Here is a 25,852-nt window from a genome sequence, read left to right as displayed (position 1 = left end):
CTTCGGTCAGCGGCGTTCCTTGGCAAGGTCGACATCCTCGCCGTTCACGATCCGCGTAAAGATATCCATATCGACATTCCGGCCGCTGACGATAACGGCCGTGTGCCGGTCCTTCGCATCGATCTTACCGGTCAGCAGCGCCGCGACGCCGACCGCCGCCCCGCCTTCGCAGACGATCTGCTGGTCGCGGTACAGCGCCCGCATCGCGGCTGCGATCTCCGTCTCGCTGACCAGCACCGTCTCGTCGACCAGATCGCGGACCATCGCGAAGGTATGGGCATTATCCAGTCCGATGCCGCCGCCCAGCGAATCCGCCAGGGTCGGCTCCTCGACCACTTCGACCGGCTTTCCGGCGCGCAGACTATCATACATCGCCGGGCCGCGCTCCATCGTGACGCCGATCATCCGCGCCGACGGGCGCTTGGCCTTGACCGCCGCCGCGATCCCGGCCAACAGGCCGCCTCCCGACAGGGGGACGACGACCATGTCCATTTCCGCCCAGTCCTCGACCAGTTCCAGACCGATCGTGCCCTGACCGGCGACGACATGTTCGTGATCGAAGGGCGAGATATAGATCAGGCCCTCGTCGCGCATCAGACGCATCGCCTCGACTTCGGCCTCGTCCTGGCTCTTGCCGATGATGCGGACCTCGCCACCGAACCGCTTGATGCCGTCGATCTTCACCTGCGGCACCAATTCGGACATGCAGATGACCGCGCGCACACCCTGCAGATGCGCGGCATAGGCCACGCCGCGGCCGTGATTGCCGGTGGAGCAGGTGACGACGCCCCGGGCACGATCCGCGTCGCTAAGCGACAAGATCGCATTGGTCGCACCGCGCAATTTGAAGGCGCCGGTCGCCTGCAGCATTTCCAGTTTCAACCGAACTTCCCCGCCGACCGCGTCGGACAGGGGAAAGGCGGGGACAAGGGGCGCGCGAAGCACATGCGGGCGGATTTTCGCCTGCGCGGCTTCGATATCGGCAATGGAGATATGTGCGTCGGTCATGGCGCGCAGATTAAGCATGCGCCAGCCGATGGGACAAGACGACCGGAACGGGTTTTCGGCAATTGCCGCCAATCGGGATCGGTGCTACTGCGCGGCGGTCGTACTCTTGGGGGACGGACGGAAAAAATGGATGGCATAACCCGATTGTCAGCCGGTGAACTGGCGGCGCGGATGCGCGGCGGCGACCTGACCTGCGCCGAGGTGATGACGGCTTTCACCGACCGGATCCGGCGCCTAAACGGCCGGGTCAATGCGATCATCCAGATGGATCTGGACGCCGCGATGCGCGCGGCCGAGGCGGCGGATGCCGACCGCGCGGCGGGGCGTGCCGAAGGCGCCCTGTTCGGCGTGCCGGTCGCCATCAAAGACAATTTCGACGTCGCTGGGTTCCGCACGACCTATGGCGCAGCGGCCCTGCGCAACAATTGGCCCGACACGGACAGCCTGCATGTCCAGCGGATGAAGGCGGCGGGCGCCATCGTCGTCGGCAAGACCAACATGCCGGAATTCGCCTTCGGGGCGGATACCGACAACGCCCTGTGGGGCCGGACGCGTAATCCCTATGCGCTGGACCGGACGGCGGGGTCGAGTTCGGGCGGTGCCGGCGCGGCGCTGGCGCTGGATCTGGTGCCGTTGGCCGACGGCACCGATCTGGGCGGGTCGACCCGCATTCCGGCGTCCTGGTGCAATGTCGCGGGCTACCGCCCGTCGACAGGTGTGGTGCCCAAGGTGCCCAGCGTTGCGCCATTCGACCGGCTGCATGTCATGGGGCCGATGGCGCGCAGGGTCGACGATCTGCGGCTGATGCTGTCAGTCGTGTCGGGCCGAGATCCGCGCAGCCCCATCGCCCCGCCTTTCGGGCCGGAGGAATTCGCCGCGCCGCTGAGCGGGGATCTGGCGGGCATGCGGATCGCCTTTTCCGTCGGATCGGCATCCTTCACCATCGACCCGGCGGTGACGCGGGCGCTGTCACCTTGCGCGGACGCCCTGTCCGATGCCGGGGCGGCGGTCTCGGAAGACGACCCCAATGTCGCCTTCATGGCGCGCAGCCAGCCGGTCTTCCGGGCGCTCTGCGCGGCCGAATATGCCGGTTGGGCCGTCGATGAATACGGTCTGGAACTGGGCCACGACATCCTGGACCTGGTCGCCCAGTCCCGTCACATGACGGGGTATGAGATGGAGCGGGCCTATGCTGCGCGAGTGAAAGCCTGGCATATCCTGGCGGACTTCTTCACGCGCTACGACCTGATCTGCTGGCCGACGACCAGCGGCACCGCCTTCCGGCCGGAGGAGGTCGCCCATGACGATTACGATTGGGGAACGGTCTATATCAGCCCGGCCCTGGATCTGCCGACCGCCTCCGTCCCCGGCGGCTTCACCGAGGCGGGGCTGCCCATCGGCCTGCAGATCGTCGGCCCGCCCGGCAGCGACCGCAAAGTACTGGAAGCGGCCGAGGCGGTGGAACGCGGCCTGCGCGTCTGGGAACGCAATCCGCCCGTCGACCGGCCGGTCGTCGCCGTCCCGGTCGCGGAATAGCGCCACGCCCTCACGGCATTTCGTGATAGCGCTGGCGCAGTTCCTCATCTGATTTCAGCGCCTTGTCGATGCGGTTGTACTCGTCGACGCTCAGGCCGTTCTGTTCGATCGTTGCGGTCATCTGGATGCGTACGACCTCCTGGGCCGTCTCATCCTCCGGATCGACCTCACCGCGTTCGACGCGGTTCTGCCATTCGTCCTTGATGGCCATCACCGTCGCCTTGGCGGTCTTGAAGGATTTCAGGCTGTCGTCCGTGACCGCGTCCTTCGCCTGGACCGGGATTGTGTTTTCGGCGCTGTCCATGCCGGCGCCGCTGTAGGATTTCCAGGAATAGGCCGTGGCCGAACCGGCCGGCACAAGGGCGGGCACGACCGCCAGAGCCAAGGCGCCGGCGACGGCCAAGGCCTTCCAATCGGCGCGGGTCGGGGCGGGCGGAAGTTGTGCTATCGCGTGGGTCATGCTGGTCATCGCGTCCTCTTCTCTGTCATCGGACGCCCGGCGCGGCACATGCCGGAAACCGGGGCCGTCTATCAGGAAGATGCAAAAAGGACCGAAAAAGTTCCCGGACTGCCTATGTGTACTAGGCCGACGGGGGCAGGTTCAGCAGCCGTTCCTTGACGTCCCGCTCGCTGCGGTCGAAGCGGCGGACCACTTCCTCGCAATAGGAATTGAAGCGGCAGACCTCTTCGAACAGGCGGGTGTCGTGGCGCACGCTGTCGACCGCATCCATCAGGAAGCCGAAGGATACCGTGTCGATTTCCGTGCGCTCGAACCCGCCCCGCGCAATGACCTGACCGACATAATGGGTCAGGAACAGCGTCTCCGCCAATTCGCGGTCGTGCTCGTCGGCGGTCTTTTCGACAATGTCGAAGCCTTCCCGGCGCAGCATGCTGCGGATCGGTTCGACCGTCGCGTCGGGCAGGTTGGTTTCGGTGATGACGATCCGGAACCCGGTCACGTCGCCGCCCTGCTTGGTGTAGCTCTCCGGCCCGAACATCGGATGGGTGCAGATATGCGGCTGCCCCGGCACGATGGCCCGGATCAGATCGCCGGTATGGCGTTTCACCGTCGCAACGTCGATCAGGATCGTTTCCGGCCGCAGCAGATCCTTGATCGCGTGCAGCGTCTCTTCATAGACGCCGATCGGAACGCAGAGCAGCAACGCGTCGCTGTCCACCGCTTCTTCGAATGTCGTGAAGACGCCGTCACCTGGCTTGCGGCTGCGGGTATGGACGCGCACGGTCACGTCCGGGACGAACCGTTCCGCCATGCGATGCAGAAAGGCCCCGAAATGCCCGTATCCCAATATGCCTAGGGTGAAAGTCGCCACCGTCCCGATACCCGCTGAAATCGAATCCAGGGTGCTTATCGGTTCCGTCGGGGATAGGCAACCGGTCTGCGACGTCCCAAGCGTGATGATGGAAGCGTTGGACTCACGGTTTTGCAGTGCGGTATGATTGGGTTTCGTGGAAGTAAGGTTGGATCGGTTTGTGCCGATCCTCGACGCACGCCTTTCCGGTCATCCCTGCGAGCCGGGGTTCGGGAGGGCATGCAGGTTGGTTGCGGACAGCCCAGGATTCCGGCTTTTGCCGGAATGACGGAACAAGAGGCTGATGGCCAACAAACGAGGCCGGAAACGGGCCGATAAAGGGAGTGGAACGCCATGGCCGAGTTCGGCAAGAAGACTCTGGCGGATTGGGAAGCCCTGCTGGAGAAGGAATCCAAGGGCAAGACCGCCGCCGATATGACCTGGCAATCGCCGGAAGGCATCGGCATCAAGCCGCTGTATTCCGAGGCCGATCTGGAAGGGCTGGAACATACCGGCTCGCTGCCCGGCTTCGCGCCGTTTACGCGCGGACCGAAGGCGTCGATGTATGTCGGGCGTCCCTGGACCGTGCGCCAGTATGCCGGTTTCTCCACCGCCGAAGATTCCAACGCCTTCTACAAGCGCAACCTGGCCGCCGGTCAGAAAGGCCTGTCCGTTGCCTTCGACCTGGCGACCCACCGGGGCTATGACAGCGACCATCCCCGCGTCGTCGGCGATGTCGGCAAGGCCGGCGTGGCGATCGACAGCGTCGAGGATATGAAGATCCTGTTCGACCAGATCCCGCTGGACGAAATGTCGGTCTCGATGACCATGAACGGCGCGGTGCTGCCGGTGCTGGCGGGCTATATCGTCGCCGCCGAGGAACAGGGCGTCGGGCCGGAAAAACTGTCCGGCACGATCCAGAACGACATCCTCAAGGAGTTCATGGTCCGGAACACCTATATCTACCCGCCGGACCCGTCGATGCGCATCGTCGCCGACATCATCGAGTATACCGCCGAGCACATGCCGCGGTTCAATTCGATCTCGATTTCCGGCTATCACATGCAAGAGGCCGGGGCGACCCTGACCCAGGAACTGGCCTTCACGCTGGCCGACGGGCTGGAATATGTCCGCGCCGCCCAGGCCAAGGGGCTGGATGTCGACAAATTCGCGCCGCGCCTCAGCTTCTTCTTTTGCATCGGCATGAACTTCTTCATGGAGGTCGCAAAGCTGCGCGCCGCGCGCTTCCTGTGGGCCGATCTGATGGAAAAGCATTTCCAGCCGAAGGATCCGCGCTCGCTGATGCTGCGGACCCATTGTCAGACCTCGGGCTGGTCCCTGACGGAGCAGGATCCCTATAACAACGTCGTGCGCACCGCCGTGGAGGCGCTGGCCGCCGCCCTGGGCGGGACGCAGTCGCTGCATACCAACGCCTTTGACGAGGCGGTCGGCCTGCCGACCGATTTCTCCGCCCGGATCGCCCGCAACACGCAGCTGATCCTGCAGGAAGAGACGCATATCACGAAGACCGTCGATCCGTTGGCCGGCTCCTATTATGTCGAAAGCCTGACCGGCGAGATGATCGCCGAGGCGCGCAAGCTGATCGACGAGGTCGAGGCGATGGGCGGCATGACCAAGGCCGTCGATACCGGCTGGCCGAAGATGAAGATCGAGGAAAGCGCCGCCGCCCGCCAGGCCCGCATCGACCGGGGCGAGGAAACCATCGTCGGCGTCAACAAGTACCGCCCGGCGGAGAAGGACCAGATCGACGTTCTGGACATCGACAATTCCAAGGTCCGCGAAGGCCAGGTCGCGCGCCTGAAGAAGATCCGCGAAACCCGCGACGAGGCCGCCTGCCGCACCGCGCTGGACGCCATCACCAAGGCGGCCGAAAGCGGCGAGGGCAATCTGCTGGACCTGTCGGTCAAGGCGACGCGCGCCCGCGCCACGGTCGGCGAAATCTCCGACGCGATGGAAAAGGCCTTCACCCGGCACCGCGCCGTGATCCGCTCCATCACCGGCGTCTACGGCTCCGCCTATGAAGGGGATGCAGGTTTCATGCAGATTCAGAAAGACATCGAAGGCTTCGTCGAACGCCAGGGCCGCCGCCCGCGCATGCTGGTGGTCAAGATGGGCCAGGACGGCCACGACCGCGGCGCCAAGGTCATCGCCACCGCCTTCGCGGATATCGGCTTCGACGTCGATATCGGCCCCCTGTTCCAGACCCCGGAAGAGGCCGCGAACCAGGCCATCGAGGCCGACGTCCACGTCATCGGCGTCTCCAGCCAGGCCGCCGGCCACAAGACCCTTGTCCCGCAGCTGATCGACGCGCTTAAGGCCCAGGATGCCGGTGACATCCTCGTCATCTGCGGCGGCGTCATCCCGCCCCAGGACTACGATTTCCTCCTGAAAGCCGGCGCCTCGGCCATCTACGGCCCCGGCACCAACATCCCGGCGGCGGCAGGCGAGATCCTGCAGCTGATCGAAAAGGCGGTGGCGGCGCAGGCAGCGGAGTAGGCCCTCACCCCACCCCCTCTCCCCGAGGGAGAGGGGCTAACCGCGCCGGCCTCCGGCTTCGTATTCCCTCTCCCTCGGGGAGAGGGCCAGGGTGAGGGAAGGATCTAGAACAGACCGAACAGATCCCGGCGGCCATGGACGGCCCGCACGATCTCCACTCCGGTGTCGGTGATCCGATAAAGCAAAAGATAGGAACCGCAGACGCGATAGCGCAGACCGGGGCGAATGTCGTTCCGGGCTGCGCCGATCTTTGGATGTTCGCAAAGCTCTTGGATTGCTTTGTTAAGGTCGTCCAGGACCCGGTCGGCGGCTTCGGAGCCATCTTCCGCGATATGCAGCCAGATTTCGATCAGGTCCTCGCGAGCCCGCTTCGTCAGGATCGCTCGAGACATGAGATCAGGCGGAGGCCTTGCGGCGACGAGCGTCGGCCTTGATGTCGCGCATGCTCCAGTCGCGCTCGGCGGGGCCGCTGGCAAGGCCCTCGTCCCACAGCCGGGCCAGAAGATGGCGTGCCTTCCACTCGCGCAGGGCTTCTCGGATCACCTCGCTGGACGAGGCGTAGTCGCCGCTTTTGACTGCATCCTGCAACAGTTGCGCGTGTTCGTCGGTCAGGGAAATGCTGATCTTCTCGGTCATCGGTGAAGGTCTCCTGATGGGAGAAAGTAGGAAATAGTCATACTTTTGGCAAGGGCCCTCACCCCCTCTCCCTGAGGGAGAGGGGCTAACCGCGCCGGTCGGGGATATCGTATTCCCTCAGAGGGTCAGGGTGAGGGGTTACCGCACGGTCACGACCGCACTCCGGCTGATCGTCCCCTCAGGGTCGGTCAGCGTCACGGTCCCCATATACTGCCCTGCTGGCCAGCCGCCGGACGGGGCTTTGCGGCCGATGAAATTGAACTGGCGGGCCTTGGTTTCCGGCATGGGGAAGCTGTCCTCGACGAAAACCTTGCCGTCCGGGCCTGCGATCCGCAGGGCGAGGACGGACCCGGCGGGGACGCCGTAGATCGTGGTGTAGAAGACCAGTGCCGGCGCGTCGCGCGATAAGGTCTCCGGCGCCGGGTTGGCTTGGGCATCGCGCACTTTCAAGGGGCCGGGGGCGAAGCCGGCGTGGCGGATGAAGCTGGGCGCGTACTCCCCGAAGGCGGCGAGCGCGGTGTCGGTCCAGAGCGGGGTGCCGATCTGACAGGCGGCGGGCCCAGTCTCTGTATTGGCGGCGCTGCGGCCCAGGAACGGGTCGAGGACCGTGCCGTCCTTTTCCAACTGGAAATGCAGGTGGGGCGTTTCGCTGGCGCCGGAATTGCCGATGGCGCCCAGGGGTGTGCCCGCCGCGACGCGCTGACCCGCGCGGACGGCGATGCTGCCCCGCTTCAGGTGGCAGTATTGCGTGGCCCAGCCGCCGCCATGGTCGATGCGCACGCCATTGCCGCATTCCTTGCCTTCCGTGAAGGTCGTCTCGCGGTCCATGCGGTTGTCCGGCTCTCCATCGCGCACACCCAGAACCGTGCCGTCGGCGGCGGCGCGGACGGTCACATTGGTTGCCATCGCGGCGGGGTCGATCAGGGCGATATCGGTCCCCTTGTGACCGGCATAGGTCCGCGGGCCGCAGCGGTGATCGCTGTAGGTCGGGCCGGAATCCAGGTCGACATGGCTGAGAATCCAGCAGCCCCGCCCGATGGCGCAATCCGCCGGATAGGACAGGGCCGGCGGTTCCTGTGCCGTGGCCGGTGGGACGCCGGCAAAGAGGGCACCGGTGACAAGGAAGGCGAAGACGAAAAGCAGGATGCGTTGCATGGGGTCAGACTAACGACCCTTCGGCCCCTAAGGAATTGTTAAGCGGTCTCGTCTACTGTCATTTATGCGACTTTCGGGTGACGCGGGGACTGAACAAGGTTGGGAGCCCGCCCGTGGATAGTTATTCAAGCCGGATCGCCGATATCGGCAGCTTGCCTGACGGTCCGTTGAAGGACGTTTTCGATCATTGGAACAAATTGCGCGGCGCTTCATCGGTACCGTCCTGTGAGGCGATTACCGCCGGCGGACGGCTGCCGGCGACGATGTGCAGCATGCTGGTCGACGTGCCGGAACGGCTGAACGAGATGTCGTTCCGGATGTTTGGCAGCGGGCTGAGTCTGGCCATTGGCCGCGATTATACCCATTACCGCGTGCTGGACCTGGAACCCGCGGCTTATGCCGATCTGGTCTTCCGCGACTATTCCGAAGTCGCCCTTTGCGCCGCGCCGGTTCTGCGCGAAATTCAGGCCGAGACCGAGGGTGATGTGCGCAGCTATCAGCGGCTGGTCCTGCCCCTGGGCCGCGACGGCGGCCGGGTCGACGGGTTGCTTGCCGTTTCGGTCATCGACCGCAGCTTCTGGGGCGTGGTGCAAGACGAGTGGATCGGCGCCCCGCCTTCCGTCGTCGACATGATGGGAGATGCGGAACCGGTTGTTGCCGCCGCGACGGGGCACCGATCTCCAGCCGGTTCAGGCACCGGAATCGATGCTCATGGCCAGCACGGCGCTGATCTCCGACAGCGACAGGCCGCTTTCCTCCGACCAGGTGTTGAAGGCGGCCTGGATCGCTTGCTGGGCTTTCTTCGATGTGGCGGGGCCGTCGATCACGCCTTCGGCTTTCAGTCGTGCCAGTACATCATTTGACAGGATAAAGGCGGGCAGGCCCAGATTGCGCAGGACACGCTGACCGGTGACGCCGCCCAACCGGCTGCCTTTCTTTTTCAACAGGTCGAGCAGTTCAATGTATTCAGATTGCGGGTAGGCGGCGAAGGCTTTGGCCGCGCTACCATGTTCCTTTGCAAGGGATAGGATAAAAGCCGCGTTTTCCGGGACGCTCTTCACCTTGGCCGGGTTGCGGACGATGCGGGGGTCGGACAGCAGCGTGTCGATCTCCTCGTCATGGATCATGGCGCATCGGTTCGGGTCGAAGCCGTGAAAGGCCTCTTCGAAGCCCGGCCATTTCTGGTCGATGACCTTCCAATGGAACCCGGCCTGGAAAATGCAGCGGGTCATCTGGGCCAGGACGCGGTCGTCCGGTATGGCCGCAAAGTCGGTGGCGGGTTTCGGCAGCCGGGCCTTCAAGGCGTCGGCGCCGCCGTGACGGTCCGCGGCGATGGCGAAGATTTCGTCGAATGAACGCATCTGTCCCTCCCTGAAATGCGATCCCGGATAGATAGGGTGGGCGCGGGCATTTGGCGCGCACAATGTTGTGAACGGGGCAGGGGGCGGCCTACCCGGAACGGCTCTTTCGAAATCGCTCCGCCTTGGCCCGGTTGCCGCAGGCGGACATCCGGCACCAGCGGCGGCCGACGCCGCGCGCCTTGTCGAGGAACAACCAGGTGCAGCGCCCGCATTCCTTCAGCCGCGCAAGGTCGGGTCCGCGCAAAAGATCCCACAGCATCAGGACGAGGCGATAGCGCGCCAGGTCCGCGCCTGCCCGTTCCGGATCGACATGCCAGGCATAGGCGCCGCCGACCGTGCCGGGTCGCGCACAGGCAATGGCGTCGCGCAAGTCGGCCTCGAAGTCGCGCGCCAGAATGGGCAACTCCATGCCGTCCGTGCCGCGAGCCCGGGCGACGGTACTGAACACGTCATAGGCGCGCTCCCGGAAGTCGATCAGGGCGGCGAAGGCGGTTTCCCCGGCTTTTTCGCGCCCAAGGGTCTCGGCCTCCGCCGGCGAGAGAATTCCGGAGGCGCACAGCCAGGATAACGCCCCCGGCCAATCCGAAATCTTCGAATGGCTGCGCGATTTGTCGATGTCGCCGACCGTGTTCAGAAAATCCAGCCCACGGTGTTCCGCGATCAGGTCGTCAGGGTTCCAGATCATAAGATAACCTATAAAACGATTTTATCGGTTGACAATCAAAAAGCAGAAAGTAACTAATAAAAACGTTAAAACGGTTATGTGGGGAATTGCCATGCTGACGCTGGATCGACGTTTTGAATTTCGCGGCCGCCCGGTAGCCTGGGGAATGATCGGGGAGGGGGATCCGATCGTGCTGATCCACGGCACACCGTTCTCGTCCCAGGTCTGGCGGCGGATCGCGCCGCATCTGGCGCAGCGCCACCGGGTCTATTTCTTCGATCTGCTGGGCTATGGCCAATCGGACATGACGGCCGGGCGCGACGTGTCGCTGGGGGTGCAGAACGAGTTGCTGGCGGCCCTGTTCCTCCATTGGGGTTTGGACCGGCCGGACGTGCTGTGTCATGATTTCGGGGGCGCGACCGCGCTCAGGGCCTATTATCTGAACGGGTTGCGGTATCGCCGGATGACGATTTTCGACGCCGTCGCTGTCTCGCCCTGGGGCTCGCCCTTCGTGCAGCATGTCCGCGATCACGAGGCCGCCTTTGCAGAGGCGCCGGCCTATATCCACGACGCCCTGCTGCGCGCCTATCTGCGCGGTGCGGCCTATCGGCCGTTGAGCGAGGAGGCGCTGGGTGTCTACAGCGCGCCCTGGACGGGACAATCCGGCCAGGCGGCCTTCTATCGTCAGATTGCCCAGATGAAGCTGGCCTATACCGACGAGGTCGAGGAGTCCTATGGTCCCATGGAGGGCGACGTGCAGGTCCTTTGGGGGACGGCGGATGACTGGATTCCGCTGTCCCGCGGCAAGAAGCTGGCCGACAAGATCGCCGGCGGCCGGCTGACCGCCATCCCGAATGCCGGCCATCTGGTCCAGGACGATGCGCCGGAGGCCATCGTCGCGGCGGTGCTGAACGGCTAGAGACGTCGCGGAGGTCTGCCGGAAGGCGCCGGCGTCCGCCCCTCGCCCGGAAGGCAGAGGGGCGGAGCGCGGGGGAATTACGCCGCCAGCGCCAGACGCACGGCCTGGGCAGATTGCGGGTCTGCCGAACGGGCCGTCTCACTGCACCAGGCGCGACGGACCGGGTCGATCATCGTATGGGAGGGACCGTCCGAAACCGGCAGATGCGCCGACAGGATCGTGTCCGGCGCCAGGGCGGCGACATCGCCCAGGCAGCGATCCAGCGCCGCGCGGTCCGATTGCGCCAGCCACGGCGCGTCGATGGCGGACCAGATCGCCATGCCGCGTTCCAGATCTTCGGCATCGACCGCATCCAGGCGTTCTGCAGGGCGCGGCAGCAGGGCCCCGAAACAATCCCCTGCGAACAGGGTGCGGTTTTTTGTTTCCAGAAAGCCCAGGGTTTCCGGCGCATCGAAATAGGGCGGACGGACGGGCACCAGATCGCGGTCGCCGACGGCCAGCGAATCACCGGGCTGCACGATATGCAGGCGGTCGACCTCCAGGCCCAGCAACTGCATTTTCGCAACGGAAAGGAAACTGGTGGCCAGCGTCGCATTCGGCGCCAGTTCCAGGATGCGCATCAGATTGCCGATATGGTCCGCGTCGGTATGGCTCAACCAGATCCAGCGCAGATCCTTAGGATCGATCGCGTCGGTCAGCGCTTTCATGAAGGCATCGCCCAGCATGGCCGGGCCGGTATCGACCAGCACCGGCTCCGCGGATTTCAACAGGAAGGCATTCACCGCCAGGGCCCCAAGTCCGGGCACGGGCAAAAAGGCCTGAAACGCGGTCCAGTCAGCGCCGACGGACTGGGAGGGCATCATTACGGGGGCGGAAAACTCGGTCGTCATAGGGGTGTTCCTGATTTGAGTGAACATGGGTGTTTATTTTCGGCGCGGGTTTATGCCGACCGTGTGGCCTTGTCAATGATTCAGTGAACGAATATGTTTGCTGAATGGCGGGGCAGCGGAAATATGTTCAGGACAAGCGGGCCGAGGCCAAAGCCCGCACGCGGGAAAAGATCGTTCAGGCGGCTATGTATCTGCACCGGACCATTGGGCCGCGCGGTACGACGATTAGCGCGATTGCCGAACGGGCCGGGGTGCAGCGTCTGACGGTCTATCGCCATTTTCCGGACGAGAACGCGATTTTTCAGGCCTGCACGTCGCGCTGGACCGACGATCACCCTATGCCCGATCCGGCGGCCTGGCAGGATATTGACCCTGGCCCGCCGAGAATCCGCGCGGCGCTGTCCAAGCTGTATGCCTATTACGACCGGTCGGAACAGATGCTGGCCGCCGCCGCCCGGGACGAGCCGGATGTCCCCGCCATTCAGGAACCGATGACACGCGGCCGCGCCGCAATTGCCGATATGGCAGATGGCCTGTTGGAAGGCTGGCAGCCACGGCCGGGCGATGCCGAAACCCTGCACCACGCCGCCAAATTCCGCACCTGGCAGTCGCTGAACGAGGACGGGTTGGACGATACGGCGAAGATCAATCTCGTCGTTGAGAAATGGCTCGCCGGATAGGAGAGGCGGCGGCGGTCGCCCCTCACCCCAACCCCTCTCCCGGCGGGAGAGGGGCCAGTGCTGCACGCCACACATTGGGACTCCCTCTCCCTCGAGGGAGAGGGGCGGGGTGAGGAAGGAAACTGACGGTTCGCTCCTATCTGGGACCACCGATCTGGCAGAAGTATCGTCCCATGCCCCCGGCTTCAGGATCGAACGTTCCAGGAAAATCGCAAGTGGCGCGAAAGGCATGACACACTTCCGGGTTTGCTGCGACGAAGCGGCGTCCGTCGTCCAGCGCGGGTGAGATGGGCAGACCGACAAGCATTTCTTCGATTTTCTGACCAACAATGCTTGAACTGTCACAGCCGAAATAACGGTAATAGCTGCGCCAGAAGTCGCGGTGCCGCTGCTGTCGATGATCGCACCAGACCGCTATGGCATAATAGGTCATGACCATGTCGACCCCGAAGAAGGGGCTTGCCGCGCGGAGGCCGCCATCCTGCGTGTACCAGGGTGCCCCGTCGCAGTATCGGCCGTCGCGGTCCTGCGGCTGGACGGATGCCGCCGCAGCGATTCCAGGGCAGAGCGCGATTGCGGCGATTGCTAGGTATCGGATCATCACATCGATGCCATTCGAACCGTTTCCTTTCGGGCTGCAGAATGGGTGTCGAAACGGGCAGAACTGTGGCGGGGTTCAACCAAACCCCTCACCCAAAGGAGAAGGCTAGTGCTGCAAACTCTGCATTGGGACTCCCTCTCCCTGGAGGGAGAGGGCCGGGGTGAGGGGGCTAGCGCGCCGCGTCCAGGAATGCCGCCAATACCGGTGACGGCCGCTTCGTATCCCGGGTGATCAGGGCGAAGCCTTGTTCGTAGCGGGTCAGGTCCTTGCGCAGCGGGCGCAGGATGCCGCAAGCTTCCCAGGTATAGGCGTATTGTTCCGGTAGGCGGCCGAGATAGCGGCCGGTCTGCAGCAGGATCAGGATCGCCTCCAGATTGCTGGCGCTGGCGGCCGGGCGGGTTCGGTAGGGTCGTTCCGCCGCATGGGCCGTGTCCAGCAGGTTGAGGCCGACATAGGGATGGGCGGTCAGGTCCCGCTCCTCGATCTCCGCTTCCGGCTTGGTGAACAGGGGATGGCCCTTGCCGCAATAGATATACTGCACCTCGCGCGCGATGGGGCGGTAGGTCAGGCCGGACCGCTTGCGGTGCTGGCCGATGAAGGCGGCGTGCAGGGTGCCGTCCAGGACGCGGCGCTCCATTTCCTCCGAACTCATCACCGACAGGGTGACATGAACGTCGGGCGCGGCGTCCCGGAACCGAGCCAGGATCTCGGCAATGGGGATGCCGGGCAGGGTCAGGATGCCGTCGATCACCGCGACATGCAGGTCGCCCGCCAGCCGCTTTCCGGCGCCGGACACCCGCGCCTCGAACGCCTCCACCGCGCCCATCAGACGCTGCGCCTCCTGATAGACCAGGCGGCCCTGTTCGGTCAGGGCGAAACCGCCCCGCCCACGCTCGCACAGGCGCAGGCCCAACCGGGTCTCCAGATTGGCGATATGGGTCGAGATGGTGGACCGCGCGATGTCCAATTCCGCCTCCGCCGGGGTGAATCCGCCGCATTCCACGACGGTCGCGAAGACGCGCAGCAGGCGGATATCGGTATCGCCCAGATTGCCGGTGAAGGAGGGTTTGGCCATTAGGTCGTCATTTATCGACGTTTAGTTCTATAGAGCGTTATTTATAGACGTATAAGAAGGCAATAGAAAGAAGTGGCTTTGGTATCGCTTCAAAGCGTCATCCCCACCTTCGCGGGAGTGACGGGAAGAAGGGAACCACACGTTGGGAGAACAGGAGACCCGTCATGGAAGATTTTGTCGGACGCAAGAATTTGATTCCGCGCGACCGGATGCGCGAACTGACCAAGCGGTCGGATCTGCGCGGCTGGATTCAGACGATCAGCCATTTCGGGGCGATCCTTTTGGCCGGGTTTGGGCTGTACTACACGCTGAACACCGAGGGCGTCAGCCAGTGGTGGGCGGTGCCCTTCTTCATCGCGCTGGGCGTGCTGCTGAACTTCCTGTTCGCGGCCCAGCACGAATTCAATCACTATACGGCGTTCAAGACGCGCTGGCTGAACGATGTATTCAACCGGATCACCGGCTTCATCCAGCTCTATCCGCGCGACTACGAGCGCTGGTACCATTTCGAGCATCACCGCCACACCCAGGATTGGGACAACGATCCGGAACTGATCAGCCGGGGCGGGCCGTACACGCTGGGCAGCTATCTGCCTTACCTTCTCGGCCTGACATACTGGACCGGCCGCATCCAGCGCCTGTTCATCGTCGCATCCGGCAAGACGGCGCATTACTTCACCGATAAGCAGAAGCAGAAGGTCGTGGCCGAACATCGCTGGCATCTGGCCGGCTATGCGCTGGTCGCGGCGGCGTCGGTCTATCTGGAAAACTGGGCGGCGGTGATCTACTGGATCGGGCCGATGTTCACCATGAAGGTGTTCCAGAACGTCCAGAACGTGACGGAACATACCGGTCTGACCCATTTGCAGGACACAGTGCACAACACGCGGACCATCAAGACATGGTGGATATTCCGCTGGATGGCCTGGAACATGCAGTATCACACCGCCCACCACACCTTCCCGGCCGTGCCGTTCTATAATCTGCCGGCGCTGCATGCCGAACTGGTGAAGCACGCCGGATACGAGCCGCCGACCACCGGCTATCTGGCCTTCCAGTACCGCTTCATCCGTCAATTGATCAAAGCGCCGGAAACCCGCGACGGGGTGGCGGAGATCGACAGCGCCACCGCCCAGGTGGAGCCCGCCGAATGACACAGAAGCTGAAGGTCTATCAGTCGCGCTGGGCCATGGAACTGCGCCGTCCCGATGGGGTCGAACGCAGCGACGAAGAAGCCTTTGAAATGGTGGCCGAGGCCGGGTTCGACGGCATGTGCCTGGACCTCGGCGCATCGGAGATCGAGGTCGCCAAGGCAACCCTGCCGCTGTTCCGCAAGCACGGTCTGGGCTGCATGATCAACGCCTTCCCGAACACGCTGGCGGATCTGCAGCCGGTTCTGGACATGGCGAAGGAGTTCGAGGCCGATTACGTCAACATCATCGGCCAGGTCATGCCCTTCACCGTGGAAGAGGGTGAGACCGTTGTGCGCCATTGGATGGCGATGGCCGACCGCGCCGGCGTGCCGATCCTGTTCGAAACCCACCGCAACTGCATTACGAACGATCTGTTCTATACGCTGCAATTGATGGACCGGGTGCCGAACATGCCGATCTGCGCCGACCTGTCCCATTACATCGTCGACCGGGAATTCTGGTTCCCGATCCGCGAGGACGATCAGGCCCTGATCCGGCGCATCCTGGAACGTGCCGACAGTTTCCAGGGCCGCATCGCGGGCCGCGAGCAGGTTCAGTTGCAGATCGATTTTCCGCAGCATCAGAAATGGGTCGACCAGTTCAAGGCCTGGTGGGCGGAAGGCTTCCGATCATGGAAGGCCCGCCACGGCGCGGACGATACGATGATCTTCCTGACCGAACTGGGACCGCCGGAATATGCGATCACCGGCCCGGACGGGTTCGAACTCTCCGATCGCTGGGAAGAGGCGCTGAAGATCAAGGGCTGGGTCGAGGAGATCTGGGGCGCCGCCTGACCTTCCGTCGCGCAAGCCGGGAACCATGCCGCGGGGCGGCGCCGTCTGCCCTTGGTCGCCGCCGCGCTCAACCCGCGGCATGGCTCCCGCCTTGCGCGCGCCCTCACCCCAACCCCTCTCCCAGGGGGGAGAGGGGCTATAGGACCCAGTGCTTCCCTCTCCCCTGAGGGGGAGAGGGTCAGGGTGAGGGGGTTACAGCGTCCAATACCGCAATTCCGACGGAACGCCGCGGCTGCGCCAGATCGCTTTGACATCGGCGACCAGCCCGCCCGGCTTGACCAGGCGGCGCAGGGACAGGGACAGGAAGCTGGTATGCCCGACGGCACCGACCACGGCGTCATAGCCGCCGGCCGGTTCGGCGATCAGGCCAATGCCGTATTCCCGGCGCGTTTCTTCGACATCCGCCATCGGATCGTAGACATCGACATCGTGACCGTGCTCCTGCAGCCGGCGGACCATGTCGACGACTTTGGAATTTCGGATGTCGGGGACGTTTTCCTTGAAGGCCACGCCGAGGACCAGGACGTTCGACTCCGGCTTCAATTCGGCATGGATGCGGTCGGCGACCTTATGCGCCATGCCGTCATTGATGGTACGGCCCGCCAGGATGACGCGCGGTTCGATGTCCAGTTGCTGCGCCGCATGGGCGAGGTAATAAGGGTCGACGCCGATGCAGTGGCCGCCGACCAGGCCCGGCGTGAACGGCAGGAAGTTCCACTTCGTACCCGCCGCCTCGAGGACGTCATGCACGGACAGGCCCATCTTGCCGAAGATGTCGGTGATTTCGTTGACGAAGGCGATGTTGATGTCGCGCTGGGCGTTCTCGATCACTTTCGACGCTTCGGCCGTGCGGATGTCCTTGGCGATGTAGATATTGCCGTTGTTCATCGTGCCGTAGACCTTGGCCAGAAGGTTCGCGACCTTCTCGGTCTGGCCCGCAACGACCTTGGTGATCTGGTCGACGGTATGAACCTTGTCGCCCGGATTGATGCGTTCCGGCGAATAGCCCAGGAAGAAGTCGCGCCCGGCGACCAGATCGGATTCCTGCTCCAGGATCGGGCCGCAGACTTCTTCCGTCACGCCCGGATAGACGGTGGATTCGAAGACGACGACCGATCCCATGCGGATGCGCCGCCCGACGGTGCGGCTGGCCGATTCGACGGCGCGCAGATCGGGCTTGTTGTCTGCGCCGACCGGCGTCGGGACGGTGATGATGTGGATATGCGCCTCTTCCAGGAAACTGTCGTCGACGACGTATTGCAGCGTGGAATCGGCCAGTTCGCCCCGGGTCAGCTCGCCAGTGCGGTCGTGGTGGTCGCGCAGTTCTTCGATCCGCTTCTTGTCGATATCGAAGCCCATGACGTCGAAATGGCGGGCCAGGGCGACGGCCAACGGCAGGCCGACATAGCCCAGGCCGATCACGGCGATGGTCGGATTCTCAAACATGCGGATCGCGGTCCTTTTACAGTCTTTCGGCGCAGGTCGCTTGTATCGACCCCGGCCGCGCTCCTGTCAATTCCGGGCGAGCCAGGCGATCAGATGGGTGACGCCGCCGATCAGCAGCAGGATCAGGACGATGCGCCGGAAATTGCGGTCGCTGGTCCGGCGGTAGGTGGTGATGCCCAGGATCGACCCGCCCGCCGCGCAGGCGAAGGCGATCAGGGCCTCGGTCCCCGCGATCGGATCGAACCGGTCGTAAAGGCCGTGCCCCGCGACCGACAGCCCCAGAATGACCAGATTGAACGGTTGATAGACGCCGCGCTGCTCGTCCTTGGGCCAGCCGCGCAGCCCCGCCCAGATCGTCGGCAAGGGTCCGGACACGCCGGACAGCCCGCCCAGGAAGCCGCCGCCGAAACCGACCGCGCCATCGGCGGGACGGCCGCCGCCGGTAATGATGGGCGGCGTGCGCACGGCCAGCCCATAGGCGCAGTAGAGAATCAGAAACAGGCCCAGTCCGGCCTTCGCTGCGTCCGCGCTGAGAATCGACAGCGCCGCGACGCCGATCGGCAATCCGATCAATCCACCCAGCAGGAACGGCCAGACCCGGCGCCAGACGATGCCCTGGCGGATATAGGTCAGTGTAATCATATGGCTCAGGACCGCGATGGCGGCGGCCATGGGCACGGCGATCTGCGGGGTGGTGACATGCAGCCAGAATGCCAGCGCCGTCAGCGCCGTTCCCAGACCCGTCAGGCCGGATACGAACCCCGCCGCACCGGCCCCCAAAGCGAATACAAGAAGTGCGCTTCCATCCATGGCGCGAAGAGGCTAGGGTCCGGCCATATCCCGGTCAATCACGGAAATGGAGGACGCATGCCGGTCCTGGACCTCGCCTATTCCGAAATCGGTGACGGCGCGCCCTTGGTGGTGCTGCACGGCCTGTTCGGCAACAAGCGGAATTGGGGGGCGATCGCCAAATCCCTGGCCGAAGAATACCGGGTGATCACGGTCGATCTGCGCAATCATGGCGAATCGCCCTGGGATTCCGACATGGCTTATCCGGTCATGGCGGCGGATGTGGCGGCATTGATCGAGAAACTGGTCGGCGGTCCGACCCATGTGATCGGCCATTCCATGGGGGGGAAGACATCGATGGTCCTGGCCTTCGACCGGCCCGATCTGGTTGACCGGCTGGTCGTCGCCGATATTCCGCCCGCGCCGCGCGACAGCGGCCTGATGGCCTATGTCCGGGCCATGCAGGCGATGGACACCGGCGCGATGAAACGCCGGGCGGAGGCCGAGGCGGCGCTGGAACCCGATATTCCCGAACGCATGATCCGCACCTTCCTGGTCCAGAACCTGACTCCGGCGGAGGGCGGCGGCCTGGGCTGGAAGCTGAATCTGGAGGCGATCCGCGACCAGATGCCGGTGATCGAAGGCTTCCCCGATATCGACAGCGACGATGCCTTTCCGCGCCCGGCGCTGCATCTGGTCGGGGCCGAGTCCAAATATGTCCTGCCGCGCCATCATGCGGAGATCGAACGGCTGTTCCCCTATGGCGAGATCGAGGCGATCCCCGACGCCGGTCACTGGCTGCATGCGGAACAGCCCGCCTTGTTCACCGAGGCCGTGCGGACCTTTCTGTCGTGAGATCGTCGCCACAGGACGTACTGGCCGGGGTTTTCGGCTTCCAGGGGTTTCGCCCGGGACAGGAGGAGATCGTCGACCGCCTGCTGGCCGGGACGCATACCCTGACCGTGATGCCGACCGGGGCGGGGAAATCGCTGTGCTATCAGGTGCCGGCGCTGATCTTCGACCGTCCCAGCATCGTCGTCTCGCCGCTGGTCGCCTTGATGGACGATCAGGTGGCGGGCCTGCGCGCCAACGGGGTCGATGCGGCCTGTATCCATTCCGGGCAGAGCCGCGAGCAGAATGTCGACGAGTGGATGAAGGTCCGCAACGGGACTGCGAAGCTTCTCTACATGTCGCCGGAACGGCTGATGACCGACCGCATGCTGGCGGCCCTGGAAAGGCTGAACCCGGCCATGTTCGTCGTCGACGAGGCGCATTGCATCTCGAAATGGGGTGCCAGCTTCCGGCCGGAATACGAGATGCTGTCGGCGCTGGCGGATCGGTTCCCCGACGCGACCATGGCTGCCTTCACGGCGACGGCGGATAACGCGACCCGGCGCGACATCGCGGAAAAGCTGTTCCGGTCGCACGGCGATATCGTCGTCCATGGATTCGACCGGCCGAACCTGACCTTGGGCGTGACGCCGAAGGTCCATTGGAAAAAGCAGTTGATGGCCTTCCTGGACGCGCGCCGTGGCCAGGCGGGGATCGTCTATTGCCTGTCGCGGCGCATGACCGACGAGGTCGCGGAGATGCTGACCGGCGAAGGGATCCGGGCACTGCCCTATCACGCCGGTCTGCCGCCGGAAGTGCGCAAGGAGAACCAGGACATTTTCATGACCGAGGACGCGGTCGTCATGGTCGCGACCATTGCCTTCGGCATGGGGATCGACAAGCCGGATATCCGTTTCGTCTTTCACCTCAACCTGCCGGGCAGCATGGAAGCCTATTACCAGGAGATCGGCCGCGCCGGGCGCGACGGGAATCCGTCCGAGGTGCAGATGCTGTTCGGCCTGGACGATATCCGCATGCGCCGCCAGTTCATCGATCAGGACGGCGAGAATTCGGAGCATAAGCTGCGGGAACACAAGCGGCTGGATGCGTTGCTGGCCTATTGCGAGGCCACGCGTTGCCGCCGGGCGGCGCTTCTGTCCTATTTCGGAGAGGATGGCGAGGCCTGCGGCAATTGCGATACCTGCCTGGACCCGCCGGTCCTGATCGACGGCACGCGCGAGGCGCAGATGCTGCTGTCGGCCATCGCCCGGACCGGTCAGGCGTTCGGCGCCGCCCATATCATCGACATCCTGCGCGGCGCGAAGACCGCGAAGATCGAAGAACGCGGCCATGACAGCCTGCCGACCTTCGGAATCGGCGCCGATCACGACAAGCCGTTCTGGCAGGCCTTCATCCGTCAGGCCGTCGCGGGCGGCTATTTGTCGATCAACATCGAAGGATATGGCGGCCTCGTCCTGACCCGGAACGGGGATGCCGTGCTGAAGGGCGAGGAGAGCTTCACCTATCGCGAAATCCCGAAATCCACCAAGCCGGCGCGGTCCGAACGGCGCAGCAAGGTGGAAATGGACACCAGCGATATCGACGGCGATCTGTTGGCATCGTTGAAGGCGCTGCGACGGGATCTGGCGGCGGAGCGGAACGTCCCGGCCTATATCGTCTTCGGCGACGCGACCCTGATCGACATGTGCCGCATGCGGCCGGAAACACTGGACCAGATGTCCCTGGTCAATGGCGTCGGTCCGAAGAAGCTGCAGGATTTCGGTCCGGCCTTTCTGCGCGCCCTGTCGGCCGGGGCGGCGTGATCCCCGGTTTCAGGGTTTCAGCAGGCCTTCCAGCATCGGCCGGTAGCTTTCGATGGACGGCGTCCGCAGGTCCTTGACCTTCGCGCCTTCGTCGCAGCGCCGCAGAATCACCGCGTCGGCCAGATGCGGATTGGCCGCGAAGCGTTCCAACTCCTTGCCCTGCAGCGGACCGCCCTGCAGTTCCAGGCTGCGGATCGACGCCGGGGACAGCCGGTCGAAATAGCTGGGCTCGACGGCGCAGAGATAGCGCTTGGCGTCGACATGCAGGCGCACCGGTTCCGAGACTTCCGGTGGAAAGAAGCGGGCCAGGAAATCCGCGCCGCAATCCTCGTGCCGGGAATCGATCCCGGCCTCGGCGCAGTCTTCCTCATAGGCGTGCAGGAAGTGGCCGATATCGTGCAGCAGCGCGGCTGCGGTCAGGCTGTCGCGGTTCTCCAATTGATCCGCCACGACGGCGCATTGAATGCCGTGTTCGCGCTGGCTGACCGCCTCGCCGATATAGTCGCGGTCGCCGATATGGCGGAACAGTTCGATGATGAAGTCGACCGCCGTCTCGCGGGTCACCCGGTCGGGATGGGTCGGCAGGGTATCGGTGATGACGGTCATCGCTAGAATCTCCTAGGCAGATTTTCGGGACAGCACGGTGGCCATGCTGCGCAGGGAATCCTTGTCGGCATAGCACCCCTGAAGATGACGCGCGCCGCCAGAAAACCCGGTCCGGCCATGCAGCACGCGCTCATTGTCGAACGTGACGAGATCGCCTGGTTCGAGGCGCAGGCGCATCTCGCCGTCCCGGTCGTGCAGCAGGCGTGAAAAGCGGCGCAGTGCTGCATAGAACTCGCCCATGACCTCGAAGGGCAGATCCAGCGGCGCGGCGGACCGATTATTATAGCGGATAGCGGCGATCCGCCCGGTCTCGTCGGTTTCGATATAGGCCGTGCGGTTCGACAAATCCGTCTCCGCGTTCCGGTAGCGGAAGGGCGCGCGGTGCCGTGACAGCAAGGCAAATGCGTCCGGCGCCTCAGCCCGTAACTTCTGGGCACAGCGAAATCCGTCGACGAAGACCGAATCTCCGCCCTCTGCCGCGTTCGTCAGGCAGTGCAGCAATTGCAGGCCCGGAACCGGGCTGCGGTAGGGATTGTCGGTATGGACGTTCAACCCGACCGGCGTATAGGCGAGGTTGATCGGCTGCGCTTCGCTGCGGACTTCGAACAGGCGGCCGTAATTGGTTTCGCGCACGAAGCCGAACAGTTCCGCGACCTCGCAGACCTTGCCCTCGACCGCCGGGACCCCGGTCAGCAGCGCGATCCCGTCCGTGGTGACATCATCCAGCCAGGCCTTCCGTGCCGACGGGTTTTGCCGGACCGCGTCATAGGCATGCCGGGTCAGGCGACCGCCCAGTTCCGCGCCCCAGACCGGTTGGTCGGGTGTGGCGGCCGCCCGGTCATAAGCATGTTCCCGCAAATAGCCCGCGGCGAAGACCGACACCGCGCCGTCCGGGGCAAACCGGATCTCGAGCCCCTCCGCTACGATCCGCGCGTCGGCGATTTCGATATCGTCCGGCATCTCGGTCAGGTCGAACAGGCGCTGGTCGTTGCCGGGATGCCGGAAGGCCGCGCCCTGCGCGTTGTCGCGTAGCCAGATGGCATGGAAGCGCGTCGCGGCGCCATCCTGCCATCGTACCGTCAGCACTTCCGGTGTATGATCGACGCCGGTTATGGTCATGCGGGACCTCCCTGGAACCTGATCGGACGGTATCACCGCGCGCGGCGGGCTTCGAGTGGATATGTCGAGAAATTTATCTAGACCATTATCCGGTATTGTCGCTGGGCCGCGCTCTAATCGGGCGGGAAAACCTTGTGTGGGAATAGGGGGTTACCCATATATTCAAAGCGGGTGCCGCCAAGCGGGCCCGTATCTTGAATGACAACTCCATACCCGGCCCTGCCTCCAAGAGGGGGATCGGAAACGAGAGGTTGAACGACGATGAATATTGAAAAATTCACCGAACGCGCGCGCGGTTTCATCCAGGCCGCCCAGACCATTGCCGTGCGCGAGGATCACCAGCGGCTGACCCCCGAACATCTGTTGAAGGCCCTGCTGGACGACCGCGAGGGCATGGCTGCCAGCCTGATCACCGCCGCCGGCGGGGATGCGAAACTGGCGCTGGACCAGACAAATCAGGCCATCGCCAAACTGCCGAAGGTGCAGGGCGCTGGCGCTGGCGGACTGCATCTCGACACCGCCCTGGCCAAGGTTCTGGATAATGCCCAGCAGGTCGCCGAAAAGAACGGCGACAGTTTCGTCACCACCGAAATCATCCTGATGGCGCTGACCCTGGCCGAGGGCACGGACGCCGCCAAGGCGCTGAAAGCCGCGAAGCTGACACCCCAGGCGCTGAACGGCGCGATCAAGGATATGCGTCAGGGCCGCAGCGCCGACAGCGCATCGGCGGAGGACAAATACGACGCGCTGAAGAAATACGCCCGCGACCTGACCCAGGTGGCGCGGGACGGCAAGCTGGACCCGGTGATCGGCCGTGACGAGGAAATCCGCCGCACGATCCAGGTCCTGTCGCGCCGGACCAAGAACAACCCGGTCCTGATCGGGGAGCCGGGCGTCGGCAAGACCGCGATCATCGAAGGCCTGGCCCAGCGCATCGTCGCTGGCGACGTGCCGGAAACCCTGCGCGACAAGAAGCTGATGGCGCTGGACCTGGCCTCCATGGTGGCCGGGTCGAAATTCCGTGGCGAGTTCGAGGAGCGCCTGAAGGCCGTTCTGGAAGAAATCGAGGCTGCGGCGGGCAATATCATCGTCTTCATCGACGAGTTGCATACGCTGGTCGGGGCGGGCAGCGCCGAAGGGTCGATGGATGCGTCCAACATGCTGAAACCCGCCTTGGCGCGCGGGGCGCTGCACTGCGTCGGCGCGACCACGCTGAACGAATACCGCAAGCATATCGAAAAGGATGCGGCGCTGGCCCGGCGCTTCCAGACCGTCTTCGTGGCGGAGCCCAGCGTCGAGGACACGATCTCCATCCTGCGCGGCCTGAAGGAGAAGTATGAGCTGCACCATGGGGTGCGGATCACCGACGGCGCCATCGTCGCGGCGGCGACCCTGTCCAACCGCTATATCACCGACCGCTTCCTGCCGGACAAGGCGATCGATCTGGTCGACGAGGCGGCGTCGCGCCTGCGCATGGAAGTGGATTCCAAGCCGGAGGAAATCGACGAACTGGACCGCCGCATCATTCAGTTGAAGATCGAACGGGAGGCCCTGAAGAAGGAAACCGACCGGGCGTCGAAGGAGAGGCTGTCCAAGCTGGAAACCGAACTGACCGTGTTGGAAGAACAATCCGCCGCGCTGACCGCGCGTTGGCAGGCGGAGAAGGGCAAGCTGAACAAGGCCCAGGAGATTAAGGAGAAGCTGGAGGCCGCGCGTTACGAACTGTCCGCCGCCCAGCGCAACGGCCGGTATGACCGCGCCGGCGAACTGGCTTACGGCGTCATCCCGGATCTGGAACGGGCGCTGGAAGCGGCCGAGAACCACGAAGACGGCGCGATGCTGGAAGAGGAAGTCAGCGACCAGCATATCGCCTCCGTCGTGTCGCGTTGGACCGGCGTGCCCGTCGACAAGATGCTGGAAGGCGAGCGCGAGAAGCTGCTGCAGATGGAACGCATCATCGGCAAGCGCGTGATCGGCCAGGACCGCGCCATCACCGCCATCGCCAATGCGGTGCGCCGCGCGCGGGCCGGTCTGCAGGACCCGCACCGGCCGATCGGCAGCTTCCTGTTCCTCGGTCCGACCGGTGTCGGCAAAACGGAACTGACCAAGGCGCTGGCCGAATTCCTGTTCGACGACGACCAGGCCATGGTCCGCATCGACATGTCGGAATACATGGAAAAGCACTCGGTCTCCCGTCTGATCGGCGCGCCGCCCGGCTATGTCGGCTATGACGAAGGCGGGGCGCTGACCGAGGCGGTACGCCGCCGACCCTATCAGGTCGTCCTGTTCGACGAGATCGAGAAGGCGCATCCGGACGTGTTCAACGTTCTGCTGCAAGTCCTGGACGATGGCCGCCTGACCGACGGTCAGGGCCGGACCGTCGATTTCAGCAATGTGCTGATCGTCATGACGTCCAATCTGGGGGCCGAATTCCTGGCCGAACAGAAGGATGGCGATGATGTCGAATCCGTCCGCGATCTGGTCATGGGCGTCGTGCGTCAGGCCTTCCGTCCGGAATTCCTGAACCGGTTGGACGAAATCCTGCTGTTCCGCCGCCTGACCCGGGACAACATGACGGGCATCGTCGACATCCAGCTGGACCGCCTGCGCGGACTGCTGACCGACCGCAAGATCACGTTGGACCTCAGCAAGGATGCGCTGATGTGGCTGGGCAATGCCGGATACGATCCGGTCTATGGCGCGCGGCCGCTGAAGCGGGTGATCCAGAAGCATCTGCAGAACCCGCTGGCCAGCATGATCCTGGAAGGCAGCATCGCGGAGGGCGACACCGTCAATGTCACCGCCGGCGAGGGCCATCTGATCCTGAACGGCCATCCGGTCGATGTGGAAGCCGAGGCGGCCTGACGTCCGGCCGGTCTGGGAAATCGAAAAGGCGCCG

General features: G+C 64.3%; 24 protein-coding genes and 1 pseudogene. 10 read left to right on the top strand and 15 right to left on the bottom strand.

Translation table 11 applies throughout. From position 1 onward, the window contains the following. Positions 1-6: 6 nt before the first annotated feature. A complete protein-coding gene (eutB, locus tag ACO06O_RS03165; protein WP_421876192.1) occupies positions 7-1,026 on the bottom strand; it encodes a hydroxyectoine utilization dehydratase EutB in 1,020 nt (339 codons plus the stop codon). A gap of 108 nt (positions 1,027-1,134) precedes the next feature. Here eutB and ACO06O_RS03160 point away from each other — a divergent pair, with 108 nt between their 5' ends. Continuing rightward, positions 1,135-2,544, top strand: coding sequence for an amidase (locus ACO06O_RS03160; protein WP_421876190.1), 1,410 nt, complete (start codon positions 1,135-1,137; stop codon positions 2,542-2,544). 10 nt (positions 2,545-2,554) lie between these two features. Here ACO06O_RS03160 and ACO06O_RS03155 read toward each other — a convergent pair whose 3' ends face one another. Next, positions 2,555-3,013, bottom strand: a complete 459-nt coding sequence (locus tag ACO06O_RS03155) for a DUF4168 domain-containing protein (protein ID WP_421876188.1) — start codon at positions 3,011-3,013, stop codon at positions 2,555-2,557. A gap of 112 nt (positions 3,014-3,125) precedes the next feature. After that, entirely contained in the window at positions 3,126-3,875 is a 750-nt protein-coding gene (locus ACO06O_RS03150) for a prephenate dehydrogenase/arogenate dehydrogenase family protein (RefSeq protein ID WP_421876186.1), read from the bottom strand. 333 nt (positions 3,876-4,208) lie between these two features. Here ACO06O_RS03150 and scpA point away from each other — a divergent pair, with 333 nt between their 5' ends. Then, positions 4,209-6,371, top strand: coding sequence for a methylmalonyl-CoA mutase (scpA, locus tag ACO06O_RS03145; protein ID WP_421876184.1), 2,163 nt, complete (start codon positions 4,209-4,211; stop codon positions 6,369-6,371). A gap of 104 nt (positions 6,372-6,475) precedes the next feature. On the opposite strand, the gene ACO06O_RS03140 is transcribed toward scpA, so the two are convergent. The 3 genes from ACO06O_RS03140 to ACO06O_RS03130 all read right to left on the bottom strand — a co-directional run bounded on the left by ACO06O_RS03140 (position 6,476) and on the right by ACO06O_RS03130 (position 8,162). Further along, entirely contained in the window at positions 6,476-6,763 is a 288-nt protein-coding gene (locus ACO06O_RS03140; protein ID WP_421876180.1) for a type II toxin-antitoxin system RelE/ParE family toxin, read from the bottom strand. A 4-nt stretch (positions 6,764-6,767) separates the two neighbouring features. Next, entirely contained in the window at positions 6,768-7,007 is a 240-nt protein-coding gene (locus tag ACO06O_RS03135) for a ribbon-helix-helix domain-containing protein (protein ID WP_421876178.1), read from the bottom strand. A 138-nt stretch (positions 7,008-7,145) separates the two neighbouring features. Next, positions 7,146-8,162, bottom strand: coding sequence for a M23 family metallopeptidase (locus ACO06O_RS03130; protein WP_421876176.1), 1,017 nt, complete (start codon positions 8,160-8,162; stop codon positions 7,146-7,148). 77 nt (positions 8,163-8,239) lie between these two features. Here ACO06O_RS03130 and ACO06O_RS03125 point away from each other — a divergent pair. Continuing rightward, positions 8,240-8,689: pseudogene (locus tag ACO06O_RS03125) on the top strand (PAS domain-containing protein); the annotation flags it as partial. A gap of 162 nt (positions 8,690-8,851) precedes the next feature. On the opposite strand, the gene ACO06O_RS03120 reads toward ACO06O_RS03125, so the two are convergent. Further along, the gene (locus tag ACO06O_RS03120) at positions 8,852-9,523 is read right to left on the bottom strand and encodes a DNA-3-methyladenine glycosylase I (RefSeq protein WP_421876174.1); all 672 of its coding nucleotides are present in this window, start codon (positions 9,521-9,523) and stop codon (positions 8,852-8,854) included. An 88-nt stretch (positions 9,524-9,611) separates the two neighbouring features. Beyond that, entirely contained in the window at positions 9,612-10,208 is a 597-nt protein-coding gene (locus ACO06O_RS03115; RefSeq protein WP_420418140.1) for a CGNR zinc finger domain-containing protein, read from the bottom strand. Between the two features lie 91 nt (positions 10,209-10,299). Here ACO06O_RS03115 and ACO06O_RS03110 point away from each other — a divergent pair, with 91 nt between their 5' ends. Further along, the gene (locus ACO06O_RS03110) at positions 10,300-11,106 is read left to right on the top strand and encodes an alpha/beta fold hydrolase (protein ID WP_420418139.1); all 807 of its coding nucleotides are present in this window, start codon (positions 10,300-10,302) and stop codon (positions 11,104-11,106) included. A gap of 77 nt (positions 11,107-11,183) precedes the next feature. Here ACO06O_RS03110 and ACO06O_RS03105 read toward each other — a convergent pair whose 3' ends face one another. Further along, positions 11,184-11,996 carry an MBL fold metallo-hydrolase gene (locus tag ACO06O_RS03105; RefSeq protein ID WP_421876171.1) on the bottom strand — a complete coding sequence of 271 codons (813 nt, stop codon included), beginning with the start codon at positions 11,994-11,996 and terminating at the stop codon, positions 11,184-11,186. A gap of 104 nt (positions 11,997-12,100) precedes the next feature. Between ACO06O_RS03105 and ACO06O_RS03100 the strand changes: the two genes are divergently transcribed. Continuing rightward, complete coding sequence (locus ACO06O_RS03100) at positions 12,101-12,676, top strand: TetR/AcrR family transcriptional regulator (protein ID WP_421876169.1); 576 nt, start codon at positions 12,101-12,103, stop codon at positions 12,674-12,676. A gap of 136 nt (positions 12,677-12,812) precedes the next feature. On the opposite strand, the gene ACO06O_RS03095 is transcribed toward ACO06O_RS03100, so the two are convergent. Then, positions 12,813-13,277, bottom strand: a complete 465-nt coding sequence (locus tag ACO06O_RS03095) for a hypothetical protein (protein WP_421876167.1) — start codon at positions 13,275-13,277, stop codon at positions 12,813-12,815. A 169-nt stretch (positions 13,278-13,446) separates the two neighbouring features. Beyond that, positions 13,447-14,352, bottom strand: a complete 906-nt coding sequence (locus ACO06O_RS03090; protein WP_421876165.1) for a LysR family transcriptional regulator — start codon at positions 14,350-14,352, stop codon at positions 13,447-13,449. A 164-nt stretch (positions 14,353-14,516) separates the two neighbouring features. On the opposite strand from ACO06O_RS03090, the gene ACO06O_RS03085 reads away from it, so the two are divergent. Both ACO06O_RS03085 and ACO06O_RS03080 read left to right on the top strand, forming a co-directional pair. Next, positions 14,517-15,506: a fatty acid desaturase gene (locus tag ACO06O_RS03085; protein ID WP_421876163.1), complete on the top strand. Its 990-nt coding sequence runs from the start codon at positions 14,517-14,519 to the stop codon at positions 15,504-15,506. Beyond that, a complete protein-coding gene (locus ACO06O_RS03080; RefSeq protein WP_421876161.1) occupies positions 15,503-16,339 on the top strand; it encodes a sugar phosphate isomerase/epimerase family protein in 837 nt (278 codons plus the stop codon). Before ACO06O_RS03085 ends, ACO06O_RS03080 begins: the two co-directional genes overlap by 4 nt. A gap of 192 nt (positions 16,340-16,531) precedes the next feature. Here ACO06O_RS03080 and ACO06O_RS03075 read toward each other — a convergent pair whose 3' ends face one another. Beyond that, the gene (locus ACO06O_RS03075) at positions 16,532-17,785 is read right to left on the bottom strand and encodes a nucleotide sugar dehydrogenase (protein ID WP_421876159.1); all 1,254 of its coding nucleotides are present in this window, start codon (positions 17,783-17,785) and stop codon (positions 16,532-16,534) included. A 66-nt stretch (positions 17,786-17,851) separates the two neighbouring features. Continuing rightward, the gene (locus tag ACO06O_RS03070; RefSeq protein ID WP_421876157.1) at positions 17,852-18,595 is read right to left on the bottom strand and encodes a sulfite exporter TauE/SafE family protein; all 744 of its coding nucleotides are present in this window, start codon (positions 18,593-18,595) and stop codon (positions 17,852-17,854) included. A 57-nt stretch (positions 18,596-18,652) separates the two neighbouring features. Here ACO06O_RS03070 and ACO06O_RS03065 point away from each other — a divergent pair, with 57 nt between their 5' ends. Then, complete coding sequence (locus tag ACO06O_RS03065) at positions 18,653-19,429, top strand: alpha/beta fold hydrolase (protein ID WP_421876155.1); 777 nt, start codon at positions 18,653-18,655, stop codon at positions 19,427-19,429. Beyond that, on the top strand, positions 19,426-21,228 hold the full coding sequence (gene recQ, locus ACO06O_RS03060) for a DNA helicase RecQ (RefSeq protein ID WP_421876153.1): 1,803 nt from the start codon (positions 19,426-19,428) through the stop codon (positions 21,226-21,228). Before ACO06O_RS03065 ends, recQ begins: the two co-directional genes overlap by 4 nt. 9 nt (positions 21,229-21,237) lie before the next feature. On the opposite strand, the gene ACO06O_RS03055 is transcribed toward recQ, so the two are convergent. Continuing rightward, positions 21,238-21,834: an HD domain-containing protein gene (locus tag ACO06O_RS03055; RefSeq protein WP_421876151.1), complete on the bottom strand. Its 597-nt coding sequence runs from the start codon at positions 21,832-21,834 to the stop codon at positions 21,238-21,240. Between the two features lie 12 nt (positions 21,835-21,846). Next, positions 21,847-22,953, bottom strand: a complete 1,107-nt coding sequence (gene tmpA / locus ACO06O_RS03050) for a 2-trimethylaminoethylphosphonate dioxygenase (RefSeq protein ID WP_421876149.1) — start codon at positions 22,951-22,953, stop codon at positions 21,847-21,849. A gap of 261 nt (positions 22,954-23,214) precedes the next feature. Here tmpA and clpB point away from each other — a divergent pair, with 261 nt between their 5' ends. Beyond that, positions 23,215-25,818 (top strand): ATP-dependent chaperone ClpB, encoded by a 2,604-nt coding sequence (gene clpB / locus ACO06O_RS03045; RefSeq protein ID WP_421876147.1) that lies wholly within the window; start codon positions 23,215-23,217, stop codon positions 25,816-25,818. Positions 25,819-25,852: the final 34 nt, after the last annotated feature.

The organism is Pacificispira sp. (assembly GCF_965228185.1).
GTDB lineage: Bacteria > Pseudomonadota > Alphaproteobacteria > UBA8366 > Aestuariispiraceae > Pacificispira.
The sequence above is the reverse complement of the archived record's forward strand: the minus strand, read 5'-3'. Positions and strand labels throughout refer to the sequence as shown.